This window comes from Mycolicibacterium sp. lyk4-40-TYG-92, from assembly GCF_030209435.1.
GTDB lineage: Bacteria > Actinomycetota > Actinomycetes > Mycobacteriales > Mycobacteriaceae > Mycobacterium.
The window spans coordinates 144,556-161,834 of sequence record NZ_JARVRX010000007.1 but is presented as its reverse complement, the minus strand read 5'-3'; the positions used below and the strand labels follow the sequence as shown (position 1 = coordinate 161,834).

Here is a 17,279-nt window from a genome sequence, read left to right as displayed (position 1 = left end):
TTATCCCTTCAGATAGAGACCGATGATGGTGATGGCGACGACCAGCACCCAGACGGTGAAGAGGCGCGACAAGCCGTCGCCGGCATGCCGCAGTTCCATGAATTGCATGCCGATGAGATGGGCCTTGACGAACGCGACGGCGAGAGCGATGACCGTCCCGGTGCGAACACCGACTGAGGAGGCACCTTCTTCGGCGCCAAGGGCTGCTGAAATCAAGGTCGCGATGACGAGGGCGCCCCACACCGTGAGCAGCCACCGGGTGCTGACCCGGGCGATCATGATGACGCCAGGTAGACGAGAGGAAAGATGACGACCCAGACCAAGTCAACCATGTGCCAATAGCAGCTACCGGCCTCGATGATGAAGCGGCTGTTCTTGTTTGGTAGCCGCATGGACCGGCCGACGAGAATCAGACCCACGCTGCCAACGATCAAATGCAGTAGGTGCAGGCCGGTCAGCCCGAAGTAGTAGACATAGAACGGGTTGCCGGCGGCGTTCGGCTGCTCAGACAGCACATCATGCCATTCGAAGGCCTTGAACGCGACGAACAGCAGGGCGCACAACTCGGCACCGGCGATCATCTGGACTGCGGCCGCGGCCCGCTTGGCGCGAAATGCCTGAGCAGACAACGCAATCAGCGCTGAACTGGTCAACAGCACCAAGGTATTGGCGGTCCCGAACGCGAGACTCAGATGTTCACGAGAGGCGACGAACAGCGATGGATCGTCGCCGCGGGCGACGAGGAATGCGCCGAACAGCAGCGCGAAGATCGTCATGTCTCCGAAGATGAAGACCCACAGGCCTTCCTCTCCGGGTATGCGTCGTGGCGGCGTAGCGGTTTCGACGACGGCCGATGGCGCAACGCTGTTGGTCATGCCGGTGAAGTGATGGTCTTGATGGCACGCAACGCGTGGAACGCGACGATTCCGATCCAGACCAGGAATGTGCCCAGGGCGACATACAGCGAAAGTAGGCCGTGCCACGCGAACGGGCCGGTGGTGAAGGACGGCATGAAGAATTCCGAGAGGAACGTCATGGCGAAGAACATCGACAGATAGCCGAGCCACCGCGGGAACAGCGGAACGGGTCGCTGGTCGTTGATGAGGCAGACGGCGCCGAACGCGACCAATTGCACGATGGTTGCCATCACCGTCACGTCGAAGAAGAACCAGCCAAGGTCGTTCAGCGTCTGGATGATCTCGCCGTCGCGGCCGGCGGACCGGAAACTGGCGGTCAGCCAGAAGGTCGAACACAGCATCGTGATGATCGCCGTGGTGACGCCGCCAAGCAGCTGGATGGGTGCCAGGAATCCGCCGCGACCTTCGATGTGAGTCATGAGTCGCGCCAGTGCGAGGCTGAACAGCGCATAAAACATGTAGACGATCAGCACCAGCTCCATGCCGACGCGCATGCCGATCTCATTGGCTCGGAAGAATTCCGCGATCTGCGGGGCGTTCCAGTTCTCACCTGGTGCGGGAAGGAACCGCGCCAACCCGGCACCGGCGACTCCTACTGCAACGGTGTAGACGACGCCGGCCCACACACATAGCCTCAACAACCGCCGGGTCCGCGTGGAGTCGGCTGCGCGAACCGATTCCTTTGTGGTCGTGGACATCCCGTCATCTCCTTTGATCCGGTAGATGTGGCCATCGTGGACCAGGCCGGGTAACGAGGATAGGTGCCGAGTGACCAGTGTTGAGCCGAGAACTAGGCAGGGTGCACAGGCGGTGCCCAGCGACGGCGCAACGCACAGAACAGAAGCCGATTCTTGGGCATTTTGCCGTTTTCGTGCCTTTGGCCGCGCTGTCATAGTCGCCGTCATGCAGACACCCGACACCGCTGTCGACCTGGCCGAGGTCATGCATCGCATTCCGGCGAAAGTAATGCCGTCGGTCGGTGCCGACGTGGTCAAAAACCTTGTGTACGCAGTCGGTTTCATCCGTGTGGTGGGTGGGCCCGAGGAGGCTGCTCCCGTGGATCGGGCCGGGAAGGGCAAGATTCACCGTAGGGGTACCCGGCGCGCCGTCGACACGGCAGAACCGTTTGCGCACTGGATGCGCGATGGCGCTTCGAGTGCGGCGACTCGGGAATCAGTTGCCCGAGTCGTACGGATGCACGACCACTATGGCAAGGCCTACGCCATGCCAAATGAAGCATTCCTGCACGGAATTGCCTTGTTCACGTTGGGCTTTGACGAGATCTTCCAGATCGTCGGGCTGGACGTCTTCACCGATAGCGAGAAGGCCGCCCAAGTGGCCCACTGGAGGGCGATCGGCGAGCAGATGCGTATTCGGGGCATACCCGATACGTGGACCGGTATGCAGCAGATGCTGCGCGACTACGAACATGACCCGCAGTGGTATGGCTTCTCGGTCGAGGGGCACCGCTGTGCGGAATCGCTCATCAACCAATTCAACGAGCGGTGGTTGCCTCGCGCGCTACATCCCGTCGGCCGTGCCGTCATCTTGTCGCTGGAACCCGATCACGTCCTTGCTGCGGTGGGGGAGCGGAAGCCGCCGACGGCCGTGGTGTGGATGGTCCGTCGACTGGTGCGCGCGGCGCTCCTCATCCAGCTCAAGGCCGTACCGCAACTCAAGACCTGGAAGGAGCGTTGACAATGGAGCATTCAATGACCGTGACTTCTGATTCGCCGGCGCTGGCAGATGGCCGCACACGCCGGCGCGAATACGGTTGGTCGGACCCGCAGATCCTCACCAGGCCAGGTTCTCGATCCGGCCTCGAGACGATTGCCTACTTTCACCAACAGGGCATCGAGTCGCCGATGAATTCGACCCTCGGCATCGAACTGGTCGAAATTGCCGAGGGGCGGATCGTTCTGCAATTCCAGCCGCAGGAGTGGCACTACAACGTCATCGGCATGGTTCACGGCGGCATGGTGTGCACCATCGCCGACACCGCTATGGCCATGGCCGTGCACAGCAGCCTCGAAACGGGCCTGGTGCCCACGACCACTGACAACCAGACCCGCTTCTACCGTGCGATAAAGCAAGACGCCGGCCCGGTCCGCTGCATCGGACAGGTAACCCATTTGGGCAGGCGTACGGCTGCCGCCAAAGCAGACCTCATCGACGACGCGGGCCGTCTCCTCGCGCAGGCATCGACGAGCTGTCTGATCATTTCTCGCTAGCGGCGCAGCATCCTGCCGCCACGGCTCAGGACGACAACGCGTCGAACAGCGCGGACATCTGTGCGGGGCTGACCGACATGCCACCGCACTGACCGCGCAGCGTCGTCAGGGGCCGTGCGATGTTCTTCAGGTCGAAGAATTCGCCGGGGTGAGCGGTGAAGTATGCCCGGACGGCGCCTTCGGCGTCTCCCGACGAGCTCGCGTTGGTCAGGGCGTCGTTGGCGCCCGGATGGGCGTCGAGGTAGGCCCCGGCCTGGGACAGGACTGTCCCCGCGGTGCTGGCGAGCCCGCTCGCGGAACACGGTGCCGCCGAGGCGTTGGGGATGGCGATCGTGATCGAGGCGAACCCGGCGAGCGCGAGCATGGCAGTTAGTTTCATACCGCTGATCCTGCTGGAAACCCCGCGATCCCGGGCGCATTGCGTGGAATTCGGCCCGCGTGTTGGGACCTGACTCAGCGCAGCGCGACCGTCGGCCCGTTCACGTCCAGCGGCGCGCAGCTGTCCTTGCCGACGGTCGTCGAGCACTGCGCTGCGGGGATCACGGGCCGGTATGCCGGCAGCGTCCCACCGTCGCGCGTGATCTGCGTGTACGTCGCCACACCGTCGGTCGGCACCCGCTTCAGTGACGGATCACCAAGGGCGTCAACCGAATACAGGCCGAAGCGGGGCCGGTAGCTGCCCCATTCGTAGTTGTCGACCAGAGACCAGTAGTTGTAGCCGATGATCGGGATGCCGTCGGCCTTGGCGCGCTGCAGCCAGAACACGGTGTCGCTGAGGTACTGCGATCGCGTCACGCCATCGGAACGCGGCTTGCCGTTGTCGGTGACCATGCCGTTCTCGACGACATAGATGGGCAGGCCGGGATACCGCTGGGCGTAATGCCGCGCGACGTAGTAGATGTCCTCGGGTTGCAGTTTGATGTTCCAGCGCTGCGCCATGCTCTGCGCCGACGCCGGATTGTCCTCGGCGGTACCCGTGTAGTAGTCGAACCCGAGGTAGTCGAGGCTGTCCCTGACGCGGTCGAAGAACGAGCCCTCGATGCCCTTGACACCGAATCCGGCGAACTGCGCCAACACTTCCGGCGGAATGTAGGCCTCATTGGTGGTGACCTTGGCCTTGGGATCGGCGTCGTGCGCGGCGCGGTACACGGCGCGGTGGGCGTCGGCGACCCGGTCGAGGAACATGCCGAACTGGTCGGGCTTGATGGCGCCGGTGCGCACTTCCATCGCGCCGAAGGCGAGCGGCTCGTTGATGCTCACCCACAGCGCGCCCTGTCCTGCGTAGCGTTTGGTGATCGCCTTGGCGAAGTCTTCGAACGCCGCGACGTTGTTGAGGAAGCCGCCGCGGTCGGAGATCCAGCCGGGGTAGACCCAGTGCATCAGCGTGATCATCGGCGTCATACCGTTGGCGAGCAGGGTCGCGACCACGTCGTCGTAGTAGGCCAGCTCCTTTTCGTCCCATACGCCGGGCTGCGGCATCACCCGCGACCACTCGACACCGAAGCGAAAAGTGTTGACGCCCATGGCGTGCGCGTTGGCGATGTCTTCCTTGTAGCGGTGCCGGAAGTCGTCGGCCTGCTTGTACGGGTCCACCGGGCCGGCGTTCAACGGGTCGGCGCCGGGTGCGACGGGCTTGCCGGCCGTCCGGTCGACGTATCGGCGCCAATTGCTGTCAGGCGCGTCGCCTTCCACCTGGTAGCCGGCGGTCGCGGTACCCCAGTAGAAGTTGCGGCTCCACGACGAACTGCTGTCCGTCCGTTCCTGCTTCACATCCTGCTTCGCGGCGCAGGCGGAGAGGCCCAGGGAGAAGACAACGGCTGATGCCACGGCGACCCGGTTCCACTTCATACAAAAACCATACACTGCACTGTTTTGAGTCAGGCGAGCAGCGCGCGCCACACCGCGCGCACGTGCGCGCCCATGTCGATCGAGCGATCCGACATCCACTGGATCTGAATCCCGTCGGCGGCGGCGATCAGTGCGGTCGCGGCGAACTCGGCGTCGATGTGGGCAGGGACGGCCCCGGCCGCCTGCTGCCGGCGCACGTACTCGGTGATGGTCGCGCGCATCCCTTCGTATCGCCGGCGCAGGTACTCCGCGGCCGGATGGGACGGATCGACCGCGGCGGCCGCGGCCAGGGACAGATAAACCGTGCCCGAGCCCGGCTTCGCGGCCTTGTCCGCCATTGCCTGTGCCATGACTTCGCCGGGGTCGATGCCGACGCCCGAATTGCGGTACCGCTCTTCGAATTTGGCGTCGCCGTCGCGCTGCAGCTCGGTCAACAGGGCGTCGCGTGTGGGGAAGTAGTGCATCAAGCCCGCCAGGCTGATGTTCGCCTCATTGGCGATCGCCCGCATCGACGCCCCGGCCTCACCGTCGCGTTCCAGCACCGCGAGCGCGACGTCCTTGATCTCCGCGCGCTTCGCCTCGCCCTTGGCGTACCGACCCACAGTTGGCATGACGTGAGGCTAACGACAACTCCGGTTGGAAGTTCGGAGTCGGGGCGTTCCGTGCGTGCGACCCCTTACTGTCGGCCGGCCCTGATCATGTCCGCGCGGGGCACCACTTTGACCCGCTCCCGGCCCTGCTGTGCGCCAAGGGCGATCTCGTGGGCGTCGAGGCGCTTCCATTCCGCCCACGTCGTGTAGTCGATGCCGTTGCCGGTCAGGTGCTCCAGGATGGCATCGGTTTCCCCGATCTCCGGCGCACGGAGCCCGGGCAGGTCCGCGAGCAGGCTGGTGATCGTCTCGGACGCATCGGATTTGGTGTGCCCGATGAGTCCGATGGGCCCGCGTTTGATCCAGCCGGTGACGTATGTCCCTTCGATCAGCTCGCCATCGAGGTCCAGTACCCGGCCGGCGTCGTGCGGCACGACACCGGCGTGGTGGTCGAATGGCAGGTCGGCCAAGTGCGACGCGAGGTAACCGACGGCGCGGTAGACGGCCTGCACCGGCCAATCGGTGAATTCTCCGGTGCCCCGCGCGGTTCCGTCACCGATCAGCTCTGTGCGTTCGGTCCGCAATCCTTCGACCCGGTCGGTGCCGAGCACCGCAACCGGCGACTGGCACAGATGAATATGGATGCGGTGCGGCGCACCGGTGGGCTCGACGTCGAGGTAGCGCATCATGGTGTTGACGACGAGCTTGGTGGACTTGCTGGTGTTGATGGCCTGCTGGCTGGCCTCGTCGATCTCGAAGCCCTCCGGGTGCACGATCACGTCGACGCTGGGGGAGTGCGACAACTCGCGGAATTCCATCGGCGAGAACTTGATCTGGGCCGGGCCGCGCCGCGCGAACACATGCACATCGGTGGCCTGATTCAGGGAAAGGCCTTGGTACACATTGCCGGCGATCTCGGTGCTCAGCTGCTCATCGGCAGGCTTGGCCAGCATCCGGGCGATGTCGAGCGCCACATTGCCCGCGCCAAGGACCGCAACACTCCGGGCCTCCAACGGCCAGGTTCGCGGCACGTCGGGGTGGCCGTCGTACCAGGACACGAAGTCGGCGGCGCCGTAGCTGCCGGGCAGCTCGATGCCGGGGATGTCCAGCGGGCGGTCGGCGCGTGCGCCGGTGGAGAAGACGACCGCGTCGTAGTAGCGGCGGAGATCGGACAGTTTCAGATCGGTGCCGTAATGCACGTTGCCGATGAAGCGGATCTCGTCGCGGGAGAGCACTCGGCGTAGCGCCTTGATGATCTCCTTGATCCGGGGATGGTCGGGTGCCACGCCGTACCGGACCAGCCCGTACGGAGCCGGCAGTCGATCGAACAGATCGACCCTGGCCTGCGGGTATTCATCGACCAGGATGTCGGACGCATAGATTCCGGCCGGACCTGCCCCGATCACTGCAACCCGGATGTCGCGCATCCAGCACCTCCCTCTGAATTAGGTAAGGCAAGCCTAAATTGGTACGTAGGTACCGCAAGGCCTACGTCGGGGCGGTGGCGGAGACGCTCGTCACAGCGCAGCGACTTGTCTCAGGTCCGAAAGTCGTGGCCGGCGGCGCGCCAAGAAATCACCAAGGCGTCGGCCGCAGCCTTGGGAGCGACCGACGTCGAACCGTCGACACCCACCATGAGCACTTTCCGAACAGAGGCAGGCCACGAAGATGATGAAACCGGCGCTGATCGCCACGCAGCTTTCTGCGGTCGTCGCGGCAACGATCGGCCTGGCGGCCACCGCGCACGCCGACGACACCTACGCCTTTCGGTCCCCGTCTGGGAACGTCGGCTGCAAGATGGGTGCGGGCGGTGCCATGTGCGAGATCAAGGACTACACGTGGTTCGTCCCGCGCCCGGCGGACTACACCGTGGGCGGGAAGGGCAACCGGTTCATTCTCGACTGGGGCCACGCGCCCATCGGGGGCGACTGGCACTCGGATCACGAATTTCCCGACGGCGCACCGACTCTCGACTACGGACAAACGAGAACCGTGGGCGCCATCACCTGCGACAGTGAAGTTTCGGGTATGACGTGCACCGATTCCAGCACCGGACACTTCTTCCGAGTGTCACGCGACACCTACCAGTTGGGCTGACTCCGATGAAAACGACGAAAATCGCGACACAACTCGCTGCGGCGATTGCTACCACCATTGCCGTGGCCGCCTGCTCGACGACCGGCGCACCGCCGGCGTCCGCCGACCCGCAGCCGACTCTCGGCGGCGTCTGGAACCCGAGCGTGCGGGGCTACGGAACGGTCCGGCCGGTGCGGGTCTTCAACGGCGGTGACCCGACGGGCGATATCTGGGACATCACCTGGTCGTCCTGGGGCGGCGAACAGGCCATCGGAAGAGGTCTGTCCTACGGGATACCGCCGGGCGCCACCAGTGTCGCGCAGTCGATCAAGCAACCGGCGACGATCGTGGCCTACAACCTCGGCACCTGCAATGGCCAGCTGATGTATCAGGCCGCGAAGTGGTACTTCCCGGGCAACGGCGAGACGTTCGACCCGGCCGGGCACTACAACATCTGCACCGGCGACTACGTCGACGGCATCTGACCAACAACCTTGATCGGCAACAGGTTCCGTCACTTCGCGGAACCATCCCAAGCGAGTCAGACTGATCGAATCGATTGACGGTGCCGGACGCGGACGATTGTGTCGGAGTCATGAAGAGTTTCCTTGCCGGCGACGCATTCGCGGATCGGACGGTCGTCCTCGTCGGCGGCGGGTCCGGAATCGGTTTCGCGGTCGCCAGATTGGTGGTGTCGGCTGGGGGTGCGGTGGTGCTGGGCGGGCGCCGCGCGGGTGCGCTCGAAAAGGCCGCCGCTGACCTGGGCCCGGCGGCGACCTGGCAGGTCGTCGACACCGCCGACGAGCGCACCATAGACGCTCTGTTCGCCCGGCTCGACGCGGTCGATGCCGTATTCACCACCGCGGCCACCTACGTCACCGGATCGATGCGCGAACTCTCATTGGCCGACGCCGCGTCGCCGTTCGACTCGAAGTTCTGGGGCCAGTACCGCGTCGTCAAGGCCGCGCTGCCGGTGCTGACCGCCGATGCGTCCGTCGTCCTGATGGCCGGGGCGGCCAGCGTGCGGCCGGCCGGGGCGGCACCCGCCTACGTCGCAGCCAACGCCGCCATCGAGGGACTGGCCCGCGGCTTGGCCGTTGAACTCGCGCCGGTACGGGTGAACGCCATCTCGCCCGGCACCGTGGACGGCAATTTGTGGAACCAACGGCCCCAGGCCGTCCGGGAAGCGGCGTTCGCCCATTTTGTCGAAGCCTCGACCACCGGGAAATTGGCGCGTGAGGACGAGATCGCGGCCGCCGTCGTTCATCTGTTCCTCAATGGCGCGACGACGGGTTCCACAATCTATCCCGACGGCGGGTACAGCTTGCGTTGAAGTGGTTCGCCACCTCGGCTGACATCGGTGAAAAATGTTCGTGCTGAGTGCAATCGGTGTCTGATACGCGAGATGTGGGCACGGTGGAGCAGTGACCCGACAAATTCGCTTCAACGCCTTCGACATGAACTGTGTCGCACATCAGTCACCCGGGCTGTGGCGGCATCCGGAGGATCAGTCCTGGCGCTACAAGGACCTGGAGTACTGGACCGAACTGGCGAAGCTGTTGGAGCGCGGCAGGTTTGACGGCCTCTTCATCGCCGATGTGCTCGGTACGTACGACGTCTACGGGGCCAGCGACGAGGCCGCCATCCGGCAGGCCGCGCAGATTCCGGTGGGCGACCCGCTGTTGTTGGTATCGGCGATGGCGCTGGTGACCGAGCATCTGGGATTCGGCATCACCACCGGCACGGGGTTCGAGCACCCGTATCCGTTCGCGCGCCGGATATCGACCCTGGATCACCTGACCAAGGGACGGATCGGCTGGAATGTGGTCACCGGTTATCTGCCCGCGGCGGCGCGCAACATGGGGCAGACCGACCAGCCGGCCCACGACGCCCGGTACGACCACGCTGACGAATATCTCGAGGTGCTCTACAAGTTGTGGGAGGGCTCCTGGGAGGACGACGCGGTGGTCCGCGACCGCGAGCGCGGCGTGTTCACCGAACCGGACAAAGTGCACCACATCGGACACTCCGGAACGCATTTCAGCGTGCCGGGAGTGCACCTCGCCGAGCCGTCGCCGCAACGTACCCCGGTGATCTACCAGGCTGGTTCCTCCCCGCGCGGGGTACGCTTCGCCGCCGAGAACGCCGAGGCGATCTTCACCGCGGCGCCAACCAAAGCCATTCTGGCCGAGACGGTTTCGACCATTCGCCGGGAGCTGGAGCTGGCCGGCCGGGATCCGTACTCCGCCAAGATCTTCAATCTGTCGACGGTGATCACCGCGGCCACCGATGCCGAGGCGCACGCCAAGCATCGCGAGTTGCTGTCCTACGGCGACCCGGAAGGCGCGCTGGTGTTCATGTCCGGGTGGATGGGTGTGGATCTGGCCCGGTACGGGTTGGACGAGCCGATCGGCAATGTCGACTCGAATGCGATTCTGTCCGCGGTCAAGGCGTTTCAGTCGGCCGACCCCGATGGCCGGGAGTGGACGGTCCGCGACATCGCCGAGTGGGGCGAGATCGGCGGTATGGGTCCACGGATCGTCGGATCGGGCGCTGCGGTATCCGACACCTTGCAGGAGTGGGTCGCGGAGACCGATGTCGACGGTTTCAACCTCGCTTATGCAATCACCCCCGGCTCCTTCGCCGACGTGATCGAGCACGTGGTTCCCGTGCTCACCGAGCGTGGTGCGTACCAGGCGGACTACCAGCCGGGGTCGTTGCGGCACAAGCTGCTCGGTAATGGCGACCGGCTACCGCAGGAGCACCGTGGTGCGCGATATCGGGTCGGCGGGCCGTCATCGACGATCATCGATCGTCCGTCCACGCTGCCGTCGTCGTCGGCATCGACCGCGGCGCAACCGGCGCGCGGCCGCTGAGCGGTCAGCCGAGGTGAGCTGGCTGAATAGTCACTGCGGCGGCAGCGGCAGTACCGGCGGGCGGGCGATGTTGTTAATCGGGCTTCACTAGCAGCCGGGGCACTTCTACGTGGGCCGGGCTGACACTGGTTGACCGCCGGATTCCGCCTGATGTCGCCGACGCCTACCGCTCCTGGACGGATCTCAACGGCAGCACCGACCATAACCAGCACCCCGACAGCTGGCGATGCCATGACTTTGGAGTGTTCATTATGCAGAGACCACTCGTGGCACGCGACGCTTCGCGACTTCCACATATGCAGCCCTGACGACGACTGCCGCGATGTCGCAGGAGTCTCGTTAGCACCTGAAGCCGGGACCTGGTCTGCACTCGCCTCCACGCGCTGTCCCGACGTCAGTCGGCCGCCGGGGTCAAGGCGTCGGGTTCGACGTAGCGCGCCAGCACACGTCCGACTTCGAGTTCGCCCCTGTAGACGAAGGAGACGTAATTGCCGGATACCTCGATCTTGGATCTCTGATCACCGATCTCGATATATCGCCCTCGATAGATGACTGCCTGCTTGCCGACGATGATTGCCTGGCCACCGAGCGATATCTCTAGGTCTTTGATAAGCAAGAAGTCGGATGTGCGGTGTAGCTGTGGAATGATCTCGGATTCTGGGGTGTGTGTGATGGTGCTCTGACCTGCCGCCGTTCCGGTCGTTGGTTGGCCGGAAAGCAGTTTTGCGGCGTCGAGAATCCCGAGAGCTTCGTCTCGTTCCATCTCCTCCGGCATTCGGAGTTGTACGGTCGTGTGATCTTGAATTAGCGCGAGTGCTTTGCATATCGGTGCCCACATACCACGCTCGTCTGTTAGTTCATTCGGAATTGGACCGAAGATGCTGAAATTTGGCGGCCCGTAGGCGCTACCGAATGCGACGCGATTCGGCGCGTGAAAGCTGGCCAATACATTCAATCCGTCGGCAACTTCGGAAGGTCGTCGCCCGCCTAGTTTGTAGCTGACCCCCAAGCTCAACGTGCATTCGACTGACCCAGAAACTGCGCCGTCCCTGAACAGCATCTCGACGGTGAAGAGGTTCGCCTCGTCAGCCAGTACCGTGCGGTTCCCCACCCGACCCGACGAGAACTCGTTGCGACGCATTCGTGTGCTGGCGAGCACCGCATCCGAGTCGGGCGCGATGATTCCGATGAGCAGTACGTCGTCGTCGGATTGGTCATCTCGCGGCACTGTGATGACCTCCATACTTGCTCGGGCGAAGTCGCCGCCTAAGCCGCCAGGCAGGTCGAGTGAGCCAGTAACGGTTCCGGCCGGCATGGTGATCGGCGCTCCGTAGTCGACGAACTTCTCGAACTGCTCGCGTAGCTCTTCGTCGGCCTCAGGGATCGCGAACTGAAGATTCCACGTGACAGGTCGTTCGGTGTGGGCAGCGAGCATGCGGGCAAATACCTTGACAGTTACCCACACTTCGTCCTGGCACAGCGCGTGTGCAGCTACCAGGTTCTCCTCGCCCATCATTTTCTCGGTCACTGGCGGCTCGTCCGAGACCTGATACCAGTACTTATAGAAGGGGTCACAGGCATTGAGACCCTTGTAGATTGAAGTCAGATCCGAATAGACATCTGCTGCCGCTAATGGCTCGCCGGACCCGCGATTCTTCCGCCCTGAAAGCACATTCGTCAGACTGTCCAAGTGCGCTTGGAGCCGTTCTCTGCCGTCGCGTAGGTAGTAGTCGATGATATTCGGGTATCTGGCGGCGAGCGTGTCGCACAGCAGCAGGCCGTGTGTTTCGCAGGGGAAATCGCGCTCGCCGATGTAGTCGTCCAGCCAGCCGAGGTTCTGTGTTGTCAGGTCAAGCGGCATGATCAGATGCCATTCGGTGACCTGCCAACCTTCTGCTTCGGCGGTATCGACGACGCGTCTGAACGAGCGTTTGATCGCGCGTTTTTCGGTGCTGGACAGGTTCGTGCAATACCGCTTCACCTGCCAAACCTCGCGTTCCTTGCCCCAGCCCGCATCTCCCGGAATGAAGATGTCGATGCCGCCGTCGCCTTGGCTTGGGCGGACGCGAACAGCATTTGGCGATTGAGAACACAACAACATGCCGACCACGGCCTCGACGTCATCCGGCGAGGTGCGAGTCCATTCAACACGCGCCATGCAAACCGCCTCCCTACGGCTACTGCGACCGCAAACGAACTGACTACTTAAGGTGCAGAATAATTGCCGACGCCGCGGCATGTCCGTAGCGAGGCGGCGAGAATTATTGCGTTAGTTGCGATTAAGCGATGGTCTGTGCTCAGTTTTTCGTCATAGCAGATCCTGCCGCGTTTACTCGGTCCCATAGCGTCAGATTCAGCCCAATTCGGTCATCGCGGGGTTCTGTATTCGCCGCCGATTCTGCCAGTGTTACAGGTCTAGTAGTTCGCTCAGCCAGGATCGTTCCCCACGGTGCCATGTACTTTTCCCATAGGTGATCGCGCAGCTTATCGATGTGTTCAAGAAACCGTCGAGTGAGGTCTCCATCGCCGTCGGGACCGATCGCAGTCGAGACCATTATATTTAGATGGTTGACGTCCTGATCATCGAAGAACACCTCCACCACCGAATCCTCGAACTGAGCACCAGTTCGATGAGCTACATGTTCATGGCGCCATAACATGAGCTCCTCATGGAGCTGTTCGGCCGCGCTGCCGCCAATTTCCCGGACGAAGGTGCGAAAGTCGACCTTGCGCTTGTCGCTTGCGCCCATCCGCCCGTAGCTGACGATCGCAGACTCCCACAATGCCCGCAGCATGAATACATTCTGTGGGCTTCTCGACAATTGAGCTCGCTCGTACAAGACTTGCCTTACGTGGGTCAGATCGCTCCATACTGATGCCCATTTACGGAGCCGGTTCGCGTCTGCCGAGGTCAACTCAAGCCGAACGAGATGTCTGTCCATGACTCCAGATGATCACAGGCAGTCGGCATTGCGCACGACAAATATCCGGCGGGGCCAAAACTCCCCAGGCCGTACAGGCAGAATGCCATAGGATCAGAACGCACCTCGTGGGGGACTCCCGCCTCCCCTGCTAGCAGGGGTCAGTGGCCGAGGGCCTGCTCGGTGAATCGGAACATCTGTCCAGGTTTGCGTGCGATGGTGAGGAGCGAGTAGCCGGGATGCTGGTCGCTGTCGGGGCGCCCACTCCGCTTTGAGTAGATGAGTCGTACATGATCATTGACCTCGAGGATCATGTACTGGGAGCCGCCCAGCGTTCGATTGTTGTCAGCGTCGAGCGTGGCCAACTGGCCAGCGATCACAGCGTGGACGTCTTCCTTATCACTCGGACTAAGTTCGCTCATGACTGTCGTCGCCGCAATCGTCCACGCGACCCCTGCCGGTTCCGAGACTTCAATTGCTGCGGCCGCCTGCTCGGCGCCGGCTAGATCCTTGATCTCATCGGAGAAGTCGTCCGATGATTCTGCGCCTGCTTCGCGTGTCATCACCTCGTCATCCTCGGGTATTCAGCCTTGGGGCGCTAGAGGTTCCACGATGCCGGCTGTTCACGTGGTGCGCGCTTTCGACTTGTGCCTTGCGGGCATCGGGAGGCGAGCAGATGGCCTGCGTGTAGTCGGATCGAGTGGTGCGCCGCCGGCCGCGACGTTGAAGATGTGGTCGACGTTCGTTGCGGCTTGGCGTACAGCCTGGGACGGTCGGTGCCCTGGTGCCGATGGTGGGAGGCGGGCCTGGAATGAGTGATCGTCGCGCTTGAGGACGAACCTGCGGAGCCGCTTCCATACGGACGTGTCGGCGATGTCGCCCGATGCTGTGCGCTGATTACGACTCGATCCGGCGATACGATTGGCGCAGCACTTGTTCCCGTCCATGATTATGTTCGGGTATTCGTAGGTGTCGTCGGGGCAACGTATAGGGGTGCGGGGCACCGACGTCTCCTCGATGTGATTCGTCGAGTGGACACTACCCGGCGGATGTGCCGGTTGGCCGAGGAGTCGGTCGCCACGCAGACCGCTGCTCGTCGACTCACCGGGCTGCGGTGCGGTGAGTCCATCGTGTTGACCGTCGCCGACGTCGAGTTTCCTGCGCACCGTATCTAGTTGCACCGCAACGTTGTTCACGTCGGGCAAGAATTCGAGGTCGGGACCACGAAGGGCAAGGAGAAGCGAATGGTGCCGCCCTCAGCTTCGGTGCCATCTCGGCTGGCCGCGAGGCGTGAAGGGAAACGGGCCGGCGACGTATTGTTCCCTGCTCGGGGCGGTGGGTACTTGAAGCGGTCGAACCATGACTCGACAGGTTGGTTCGACCAGGGCGTTGAGCGCGCAGACGGTCACCCGGCGCGAACCGCGCCATACGTGCGCATCGCTGGTGTCGGCACGGCCGCGAATGTACTTGCGGTGTCGCGGACGCTCGGCCAAAGGATCCGGGCATCACATTGAGGATTTACGCCGATCTGTTCGACAGTGACCTCGACGCGGTGGCGGCCAATCTCGACGACGCCAGGATCGCTGACAGTGTCCAAAGGCCCCGTGGACTGATGCCATAGTCGCCAGAAAAATGCGGTATAGCTGCGGCGATACCGCAAACCGTGATGTGTGTGTCCGAGGGGGGACTTGAACCCCCACGCCCGTTAATAGGGCACTAGCACCTCAAGCTAGCGCGTCTGCCATTCCGCCACTCGGACCTGCCCGCCGTCTGGCCGGGCAGCTTAGGCTAACGGATCGAGGTGCCCAGTCCAAAACCGAGGGTGGTACGAATGTGACTGTGACTGCGCCCGAAGACGAAGTCGTCGACCTCGTCAGCTCCCTCATCCGGTTCGATACGTCCAATACCGGCGAGCCGGAGACCACCAAAGGCGAGGAAGACTGCGCCCGCTGGGTGGCCGAGAAACTGCGCGAGGTGGGCTACACCACCGAGTACGTGGAGGCGGGGGCACCCGGGCGTGGCAACGTGTTCGCACGGCTCAAAGGCGCCGACCCCGATCGCGGCGCCCTGCTGATCCACGGCCACCTCGACGTCGTCCCCGCCGAGCCCGCCGACTGGAGCGTGCACCCGTTCTCCGGCGCGGTGAAGGACGGCTACGTGTGGGGCCGCGGCGCGGTCGACATGAAGGACATGTGCGGCATGATGATCGCCGTCGCGCGGCACCTGAAACGCAATGACATCGTCCCGCCCCGGGACCTCGTCTTCGCCTTCGTCTCCGACGAGGAGCACGGCGGCAAGTATGGCTGCCAGTGGCTCGTCGACAATCGGCCCGACCTGTTCGACGGCATCACCGAGGCCATCGGCGAGGTCGGCGGCTTCTCGTTGACCGTGCCGACCAAGGAGGGCGGCGAACGCCGGCTGTACCTCATCGAGACGGCCGAGAAGGGCCTGTCGTGGATGCGGCTGACAGCCCGGGGCCGGGCCGGGCACGGCTCGATGGTGCACGACGACAACGCCGTCACCGAGATCGCCGAAGCCGTCGCCAAACTGGGCCGGCACCAGTTCCCGCTGGTGCTCAGTGAGTCGGTCGAGCAGTTCCTGGCCGCGGTTTCCGAGGAGACCGGCTACGACCTCGACCCCACCTCTCCGGATCTGGAGGGCAGCATCGCCAAGCTGGGTGGCATCGCGCGCATCGTCGGCGCCACCCTGCGGGACACCGCGAACCCGACCATGCTCAAGGCCGGCTACAAGGCCAACGTCATCCCGGCCACGGCTGAGGCCATGGTCGACTGCCGCGTCCTGCCGGGCCGCAAGGAGGCCTTCGAACGCGAACTCGACGCGCTGCTGGGCCCCAACATCACCCGCACCTGGGAGCGGGACCTGCCCAGCGTGGAGACCACCTTCGACGGCGACCTCGTCGACGCGATGAACGCCGCGATCCTGGCCGTCGACCCCGACGCCCGCACAGTGCCCTACATGATGTCCGGCGGCACCGACGCGAAAGCGTTTGTCCGCCTGGGTATCCGGTGCTTCGGCTTCGCGCCGTTGCGGCTGCCGCCCGAGCTGGATTTCGCCGCGCTGTTCCACGGGGTCGACGAACGGGTACCCGTGGACGCACTACAGTTCGGCGCCAAGGTCCTCGAACACTTCCTGACGCACTGCTGATCGCTCTGCCCGCAATCGAAAGGACATCATGACCGCTTCGCCGTATGACAACCTGCCGCAGCTGCCCACCTTCACGCTGACCTCGACGTCGCTGACCGACGGCGGCCCGCTGGCCAACGCTCAGGTCAGTGGCATCTTCGGCGCCGGGGGAGAAGACGTCTCGCCGCAGCTGAGCTGGTCGGGCTTCCCGGCCGAGACCCGCAGCTTCGCCGTCACGGTCTACGACCCCGACGCCCCGACCGCATCGGGCTTCTGGCACTGGGCCGTCGCCAACCTGCCGGCCGACGTGACCGAGCTGGCCGCCGACGCGGGCAACGGCGACCCGCTGCCCGGTGGTGCCATCACCCTGACCAACGACGCCAGCCTGAAGCGCTTCCTGGGTGCCGCCCCGCCGGCCGGTCACGGCCCGCACCGGTACTACATCGCGGTGCACGCGCTGCCGGTCGAGAAGCTCGACATCCCCGAGGACGCCACCCCGGCGTTCCTGGGCTTCAACCTGTTCATGCAGGCCATCGCCCGGGCCGTCATCCACGGCACCTACGAGCAGAAGTAGGCCGCGCGCCGGGGTCGCGGCCACCCATCGCCCGACCTACTATCGGACCGAGGTCGGGGCAGCGACGCTTGCCGAACCTGAAGCGAGGGGGCCATCCGCTTT

19 protein-coding genes and 1 tRNA gene are annotated in these 17,279 nt (G+C 64.0%); 9 read left to right on the top strand and 11 right to left on the bottom strand.

Features of this window, described 5'->3' with window-relative positions:
• From QRN63_RS13075 to QRN63_RS13065, 3 genes are read right to left on the bottom strand one after another with little or no spacing between them, the layout of a single operon-like run.
• Positions 1-279, bottom strand: coding sequence for a cytochrome C oxidase subunit IV family protein (locus tag QRN63_RS13075; RefSeq protein ID WP_285031177.1), 279 nt, complete (start codon positions 277-279; stop codon positions 1-3).
• The gene (locus QRN63_RS13070; RefSeq protein ID WP_285031175.1) at positions 276-875 is read right to left on the bottom strand and encodes a cytochrome c oxidase subunit 3; all 600 of its coding nucleotides are present in this window, start codon (positions 873-875) and stop codon (positions 276-278) included. The genes QRN63_RS13075 and QRN63_RS13070 overlap by 4 nt, the downstream gene beginning before the upstream one ends.
• Positions 872-1,615, bottom strand: coding sequence for a hypothetical protein (locus QRN63_RS13065; protein ID WP_285031173.1), 744 nt, complete (start codon positions 1,613-1,615; stop codon positions 872-874). Before QRN63_RS13065 ends, QRN63_RS13070 begins: the two co-directional genes overlap by 4 nt.
• A gap of 112 nt (positions 1,616-1,727) precedes the next feature.
• Between QRN63_RS13065 and QRN63_RS13060 the strand changes: the two genes are divergently transcribed.
• Both QRN63_RS13060 and QRN63_RS13055 read left to right on the top strand, forming a co-directional pair.
• Positions 1,728-2,615, top strand: a complete 888-nt coding sequence (locus QRN63_RS13060) for a hypothetical protein (protein ID WP_285031171.1) — start codon at positions 1,728-1,730, stop codon at positions 2,613-2,615.
• Between the two features lie 14 nt (positions 2,616-2,629).
• Positions 2,630-3,148 (top strand): PaaI family thioesterase, encoded by a 519-nt coding sequence (locus QRN63_RS13055; protein ID WP_285031169.1) that lies wholly within the window; start codon positions 2,630-2,632, stop codon positions 3,146-3,148.
• Between the two features lie 25 nt (positions 3,149-3,173).
• Here the strand turns inward: QRN63_RS13055 and QRN63_RS13050 are convergent, their stop codons facing one another.
• From QRN63_RS13050 to QRN63_RS13035, 4 genes are all read right to left on the bottom strand, one after another.
• On the bottom strand, positions 3,174-3,527 hold the full coding sequence (locus QRN63_RS13050) for a heme-binding protein (protein ID WP_285031168.1): 354 nt from the start codon (positions 3,525-3,527) through the stop codon (positions 3,174-3,176).
• A gap of 74 nt (positions 3,528-3,601) precedes the next feature.
• Complete coding sequence (locus QRN63_RS13045) at positions 3,602-4,996, bottom strand: glycoside hydrolase family 1 protein (protein WP_285031166.1); 1,395 nt, start codon at positions 4,994-4,996, stop codon at positions 3,602-3,604.
• Between the two features lie 29 nt (positions 4,997-5,025).
• Positions 5,026-5,607, bottom strand: a complete 582-nt coding sequence (locus QRN63_RS13040; RefSeq protein ID WP_285031164.1) for a TetR/AcrR family transcriptional regulator — start codon at positions 5,605-5,607, stop codon at positions 5,026-5,028.
• A gap of 65 nt (positions 5,608-5,672) precedes the next feature.
• The gene (locus tag QRN63_RS13035; RefSeq protein ID WP_285031162.1) at positions 5,673-7,013 is read right to left on the bottom strand and encodes an FAD-dependent oxidoreductase; all 1,341 of its coding nucleotides are present in this window, start codon (positions 7,011-7,013) and stop codon (positions 5,673-5,675) included.
• Between the two features lie 241 nt (positions 7,014-7,254).
• Between QRN63_RS13035 and QRN63_RS13030 the strand changes: the two genes are divergently transcribed.
• From QRN63_RS13030 to QRN63_RS13015, 4 genes are all read left to right on the top strand, one after another.
• Entirely contained in the window at positions 7,255-7,683 is a 429-nt protein-coding gene (locus tag QRN63_RS13030) for a DUF6636 domain-containing protein (protein ID WP_285031160.1), read from the top strand.
• Between the two features lie 5 nt (positions 7,684-7,688).
• Positions 7,689-8,147 carry a hypothetical protein gene (locus tag QRN63_RS13025; protein WP_267316755.1) on the top strand — a complete coding sequence of 153 codons (459 nt, stop codon included), beginning with the start codon at positions 7,689-7,691 and terminating at the stop codon, positions 8,145-8,147.
• A gap of 110 nt (positions 8,148-8,257) precedes the next feature.
• Positions 8,258-8,995, top strand: coding sequence for an SDR family oxidoreductase (locus QRN63_RS13020; RefSeq protein WP_267316756.1), 738 nt, complete (start codon positions 8,258-8,260; stop codon positions 8,993-8,995).
• A 91-nt stretch (positions 8,996-9,086) separates the two neighbouring features.
• Positions 9,087-10,538 (top strand): LLM class flavin-dependent oxidoreductase, encoded by a 1,452-nt coding sequence (locus tag QRN63_RS13015; protein WP_285031157.1) that lies wholly within the window; start codon positions 9,087-9,089, stop codon positions 10,536-10,538.
• A gap of 394 nt (positions 10,539-10,932) precedes the next feature.
• On the opposite strand, the gene QRN63_RS13010 is transcribed toward QRN63_RS13015, so the two are convergent.
• The 3 genes from QRN63_RS13010 to QRN63_RS13000 all read right to left on the bottom strand — a co-directional run bounded on the left by QRN63_RS13010 (position 10,933) and on the right by QRN63_RS13000 (position 14,022).
• On the bottom strand, positions 10,933-12,696 hold the full coding sequence (locus QRN63_RS13010) for a restriction endonuclease (protein ID WP_267316758.1): 1,764 nt from the start codon (positions 12,694-12,696) through the stop codon (positions 10,933-10,935).
• 139 nt (positions 12,697-12,835) lie between these two features.
• Positions 12,836-13,333, bottom strand: a complete 498-nt coding sequence (locus tag QRN63_RS13005) for a hypothetical protein (RefSeq protein ID WP_267316759.1) — start codon at positions 13,331-13,333, stop codon at positions 12,836-12,838.
• A gap of 287 nt (positions 13,334-13,620) precedes the next feature.
• Complete coding sequence (locus QRN63_RS13000; protein WP_267316760.1) at positions 13,621-14,022, bottom strand: hypothetical protein; 402 nt, start codon at positions 14,020-14,022, stop codon at positions 13,621-13,623.
• 468 nt (positions 14,023-14,490) lie between these two features.
• On the opposite strand from QRN63_RS13000, the gene QRN63_RS12995 reads away from it, so the two are divergent.
• Entirely contained in the window at positions 14,491-14,634 is a 144-nt protein-coding gene (locus QRN63_RS12995; RefSeq protein WP_285031154.1) for a hypothetical protein, read from the top strand.
• 498 nt (positions 14,635-15,132) lie between these two features.
• Here the strand turns inward: QRN63_RS12995 and QRN63_RS12990 are convergent.
• Positions 15,133-15,218 (bottom strand) — tRNA-Leu (locus QRN63_RS12990).
• Positions 15,219-15,292: 74 nt separating this feature from the next.
• Between QRN63_RS12990 and QRN63_RS12985 the strand changes: the two genes are divergently transcribed.
• Positions 15,293-16,624, top strand: coding sequence for a M20/M25/M40 family metallo-hydrolase (locus QRN63_RS12985; protein WP_285031152.1), 1,332 nt, complete (start codon positions 15,293-15,295; stop codon positions 16,622-16,624).
• Between the two features lie 28 nt (positions 16,625-16,652).
• Positions 16,653-17,177 (top strand): YbhB/YbcL family Raf kinase inhibitor-like protein, encoded by a 525-nt coding sequence (locus QRN63_RS12980; protein WP_285031150.1) that lies wholly within the window; start codon positions 16,653-16,655, stop codon positions 17,175-17,177.
• The last annotated feature ends 102 nt before the right edge of the window (positions 17,178-17,279 follow it).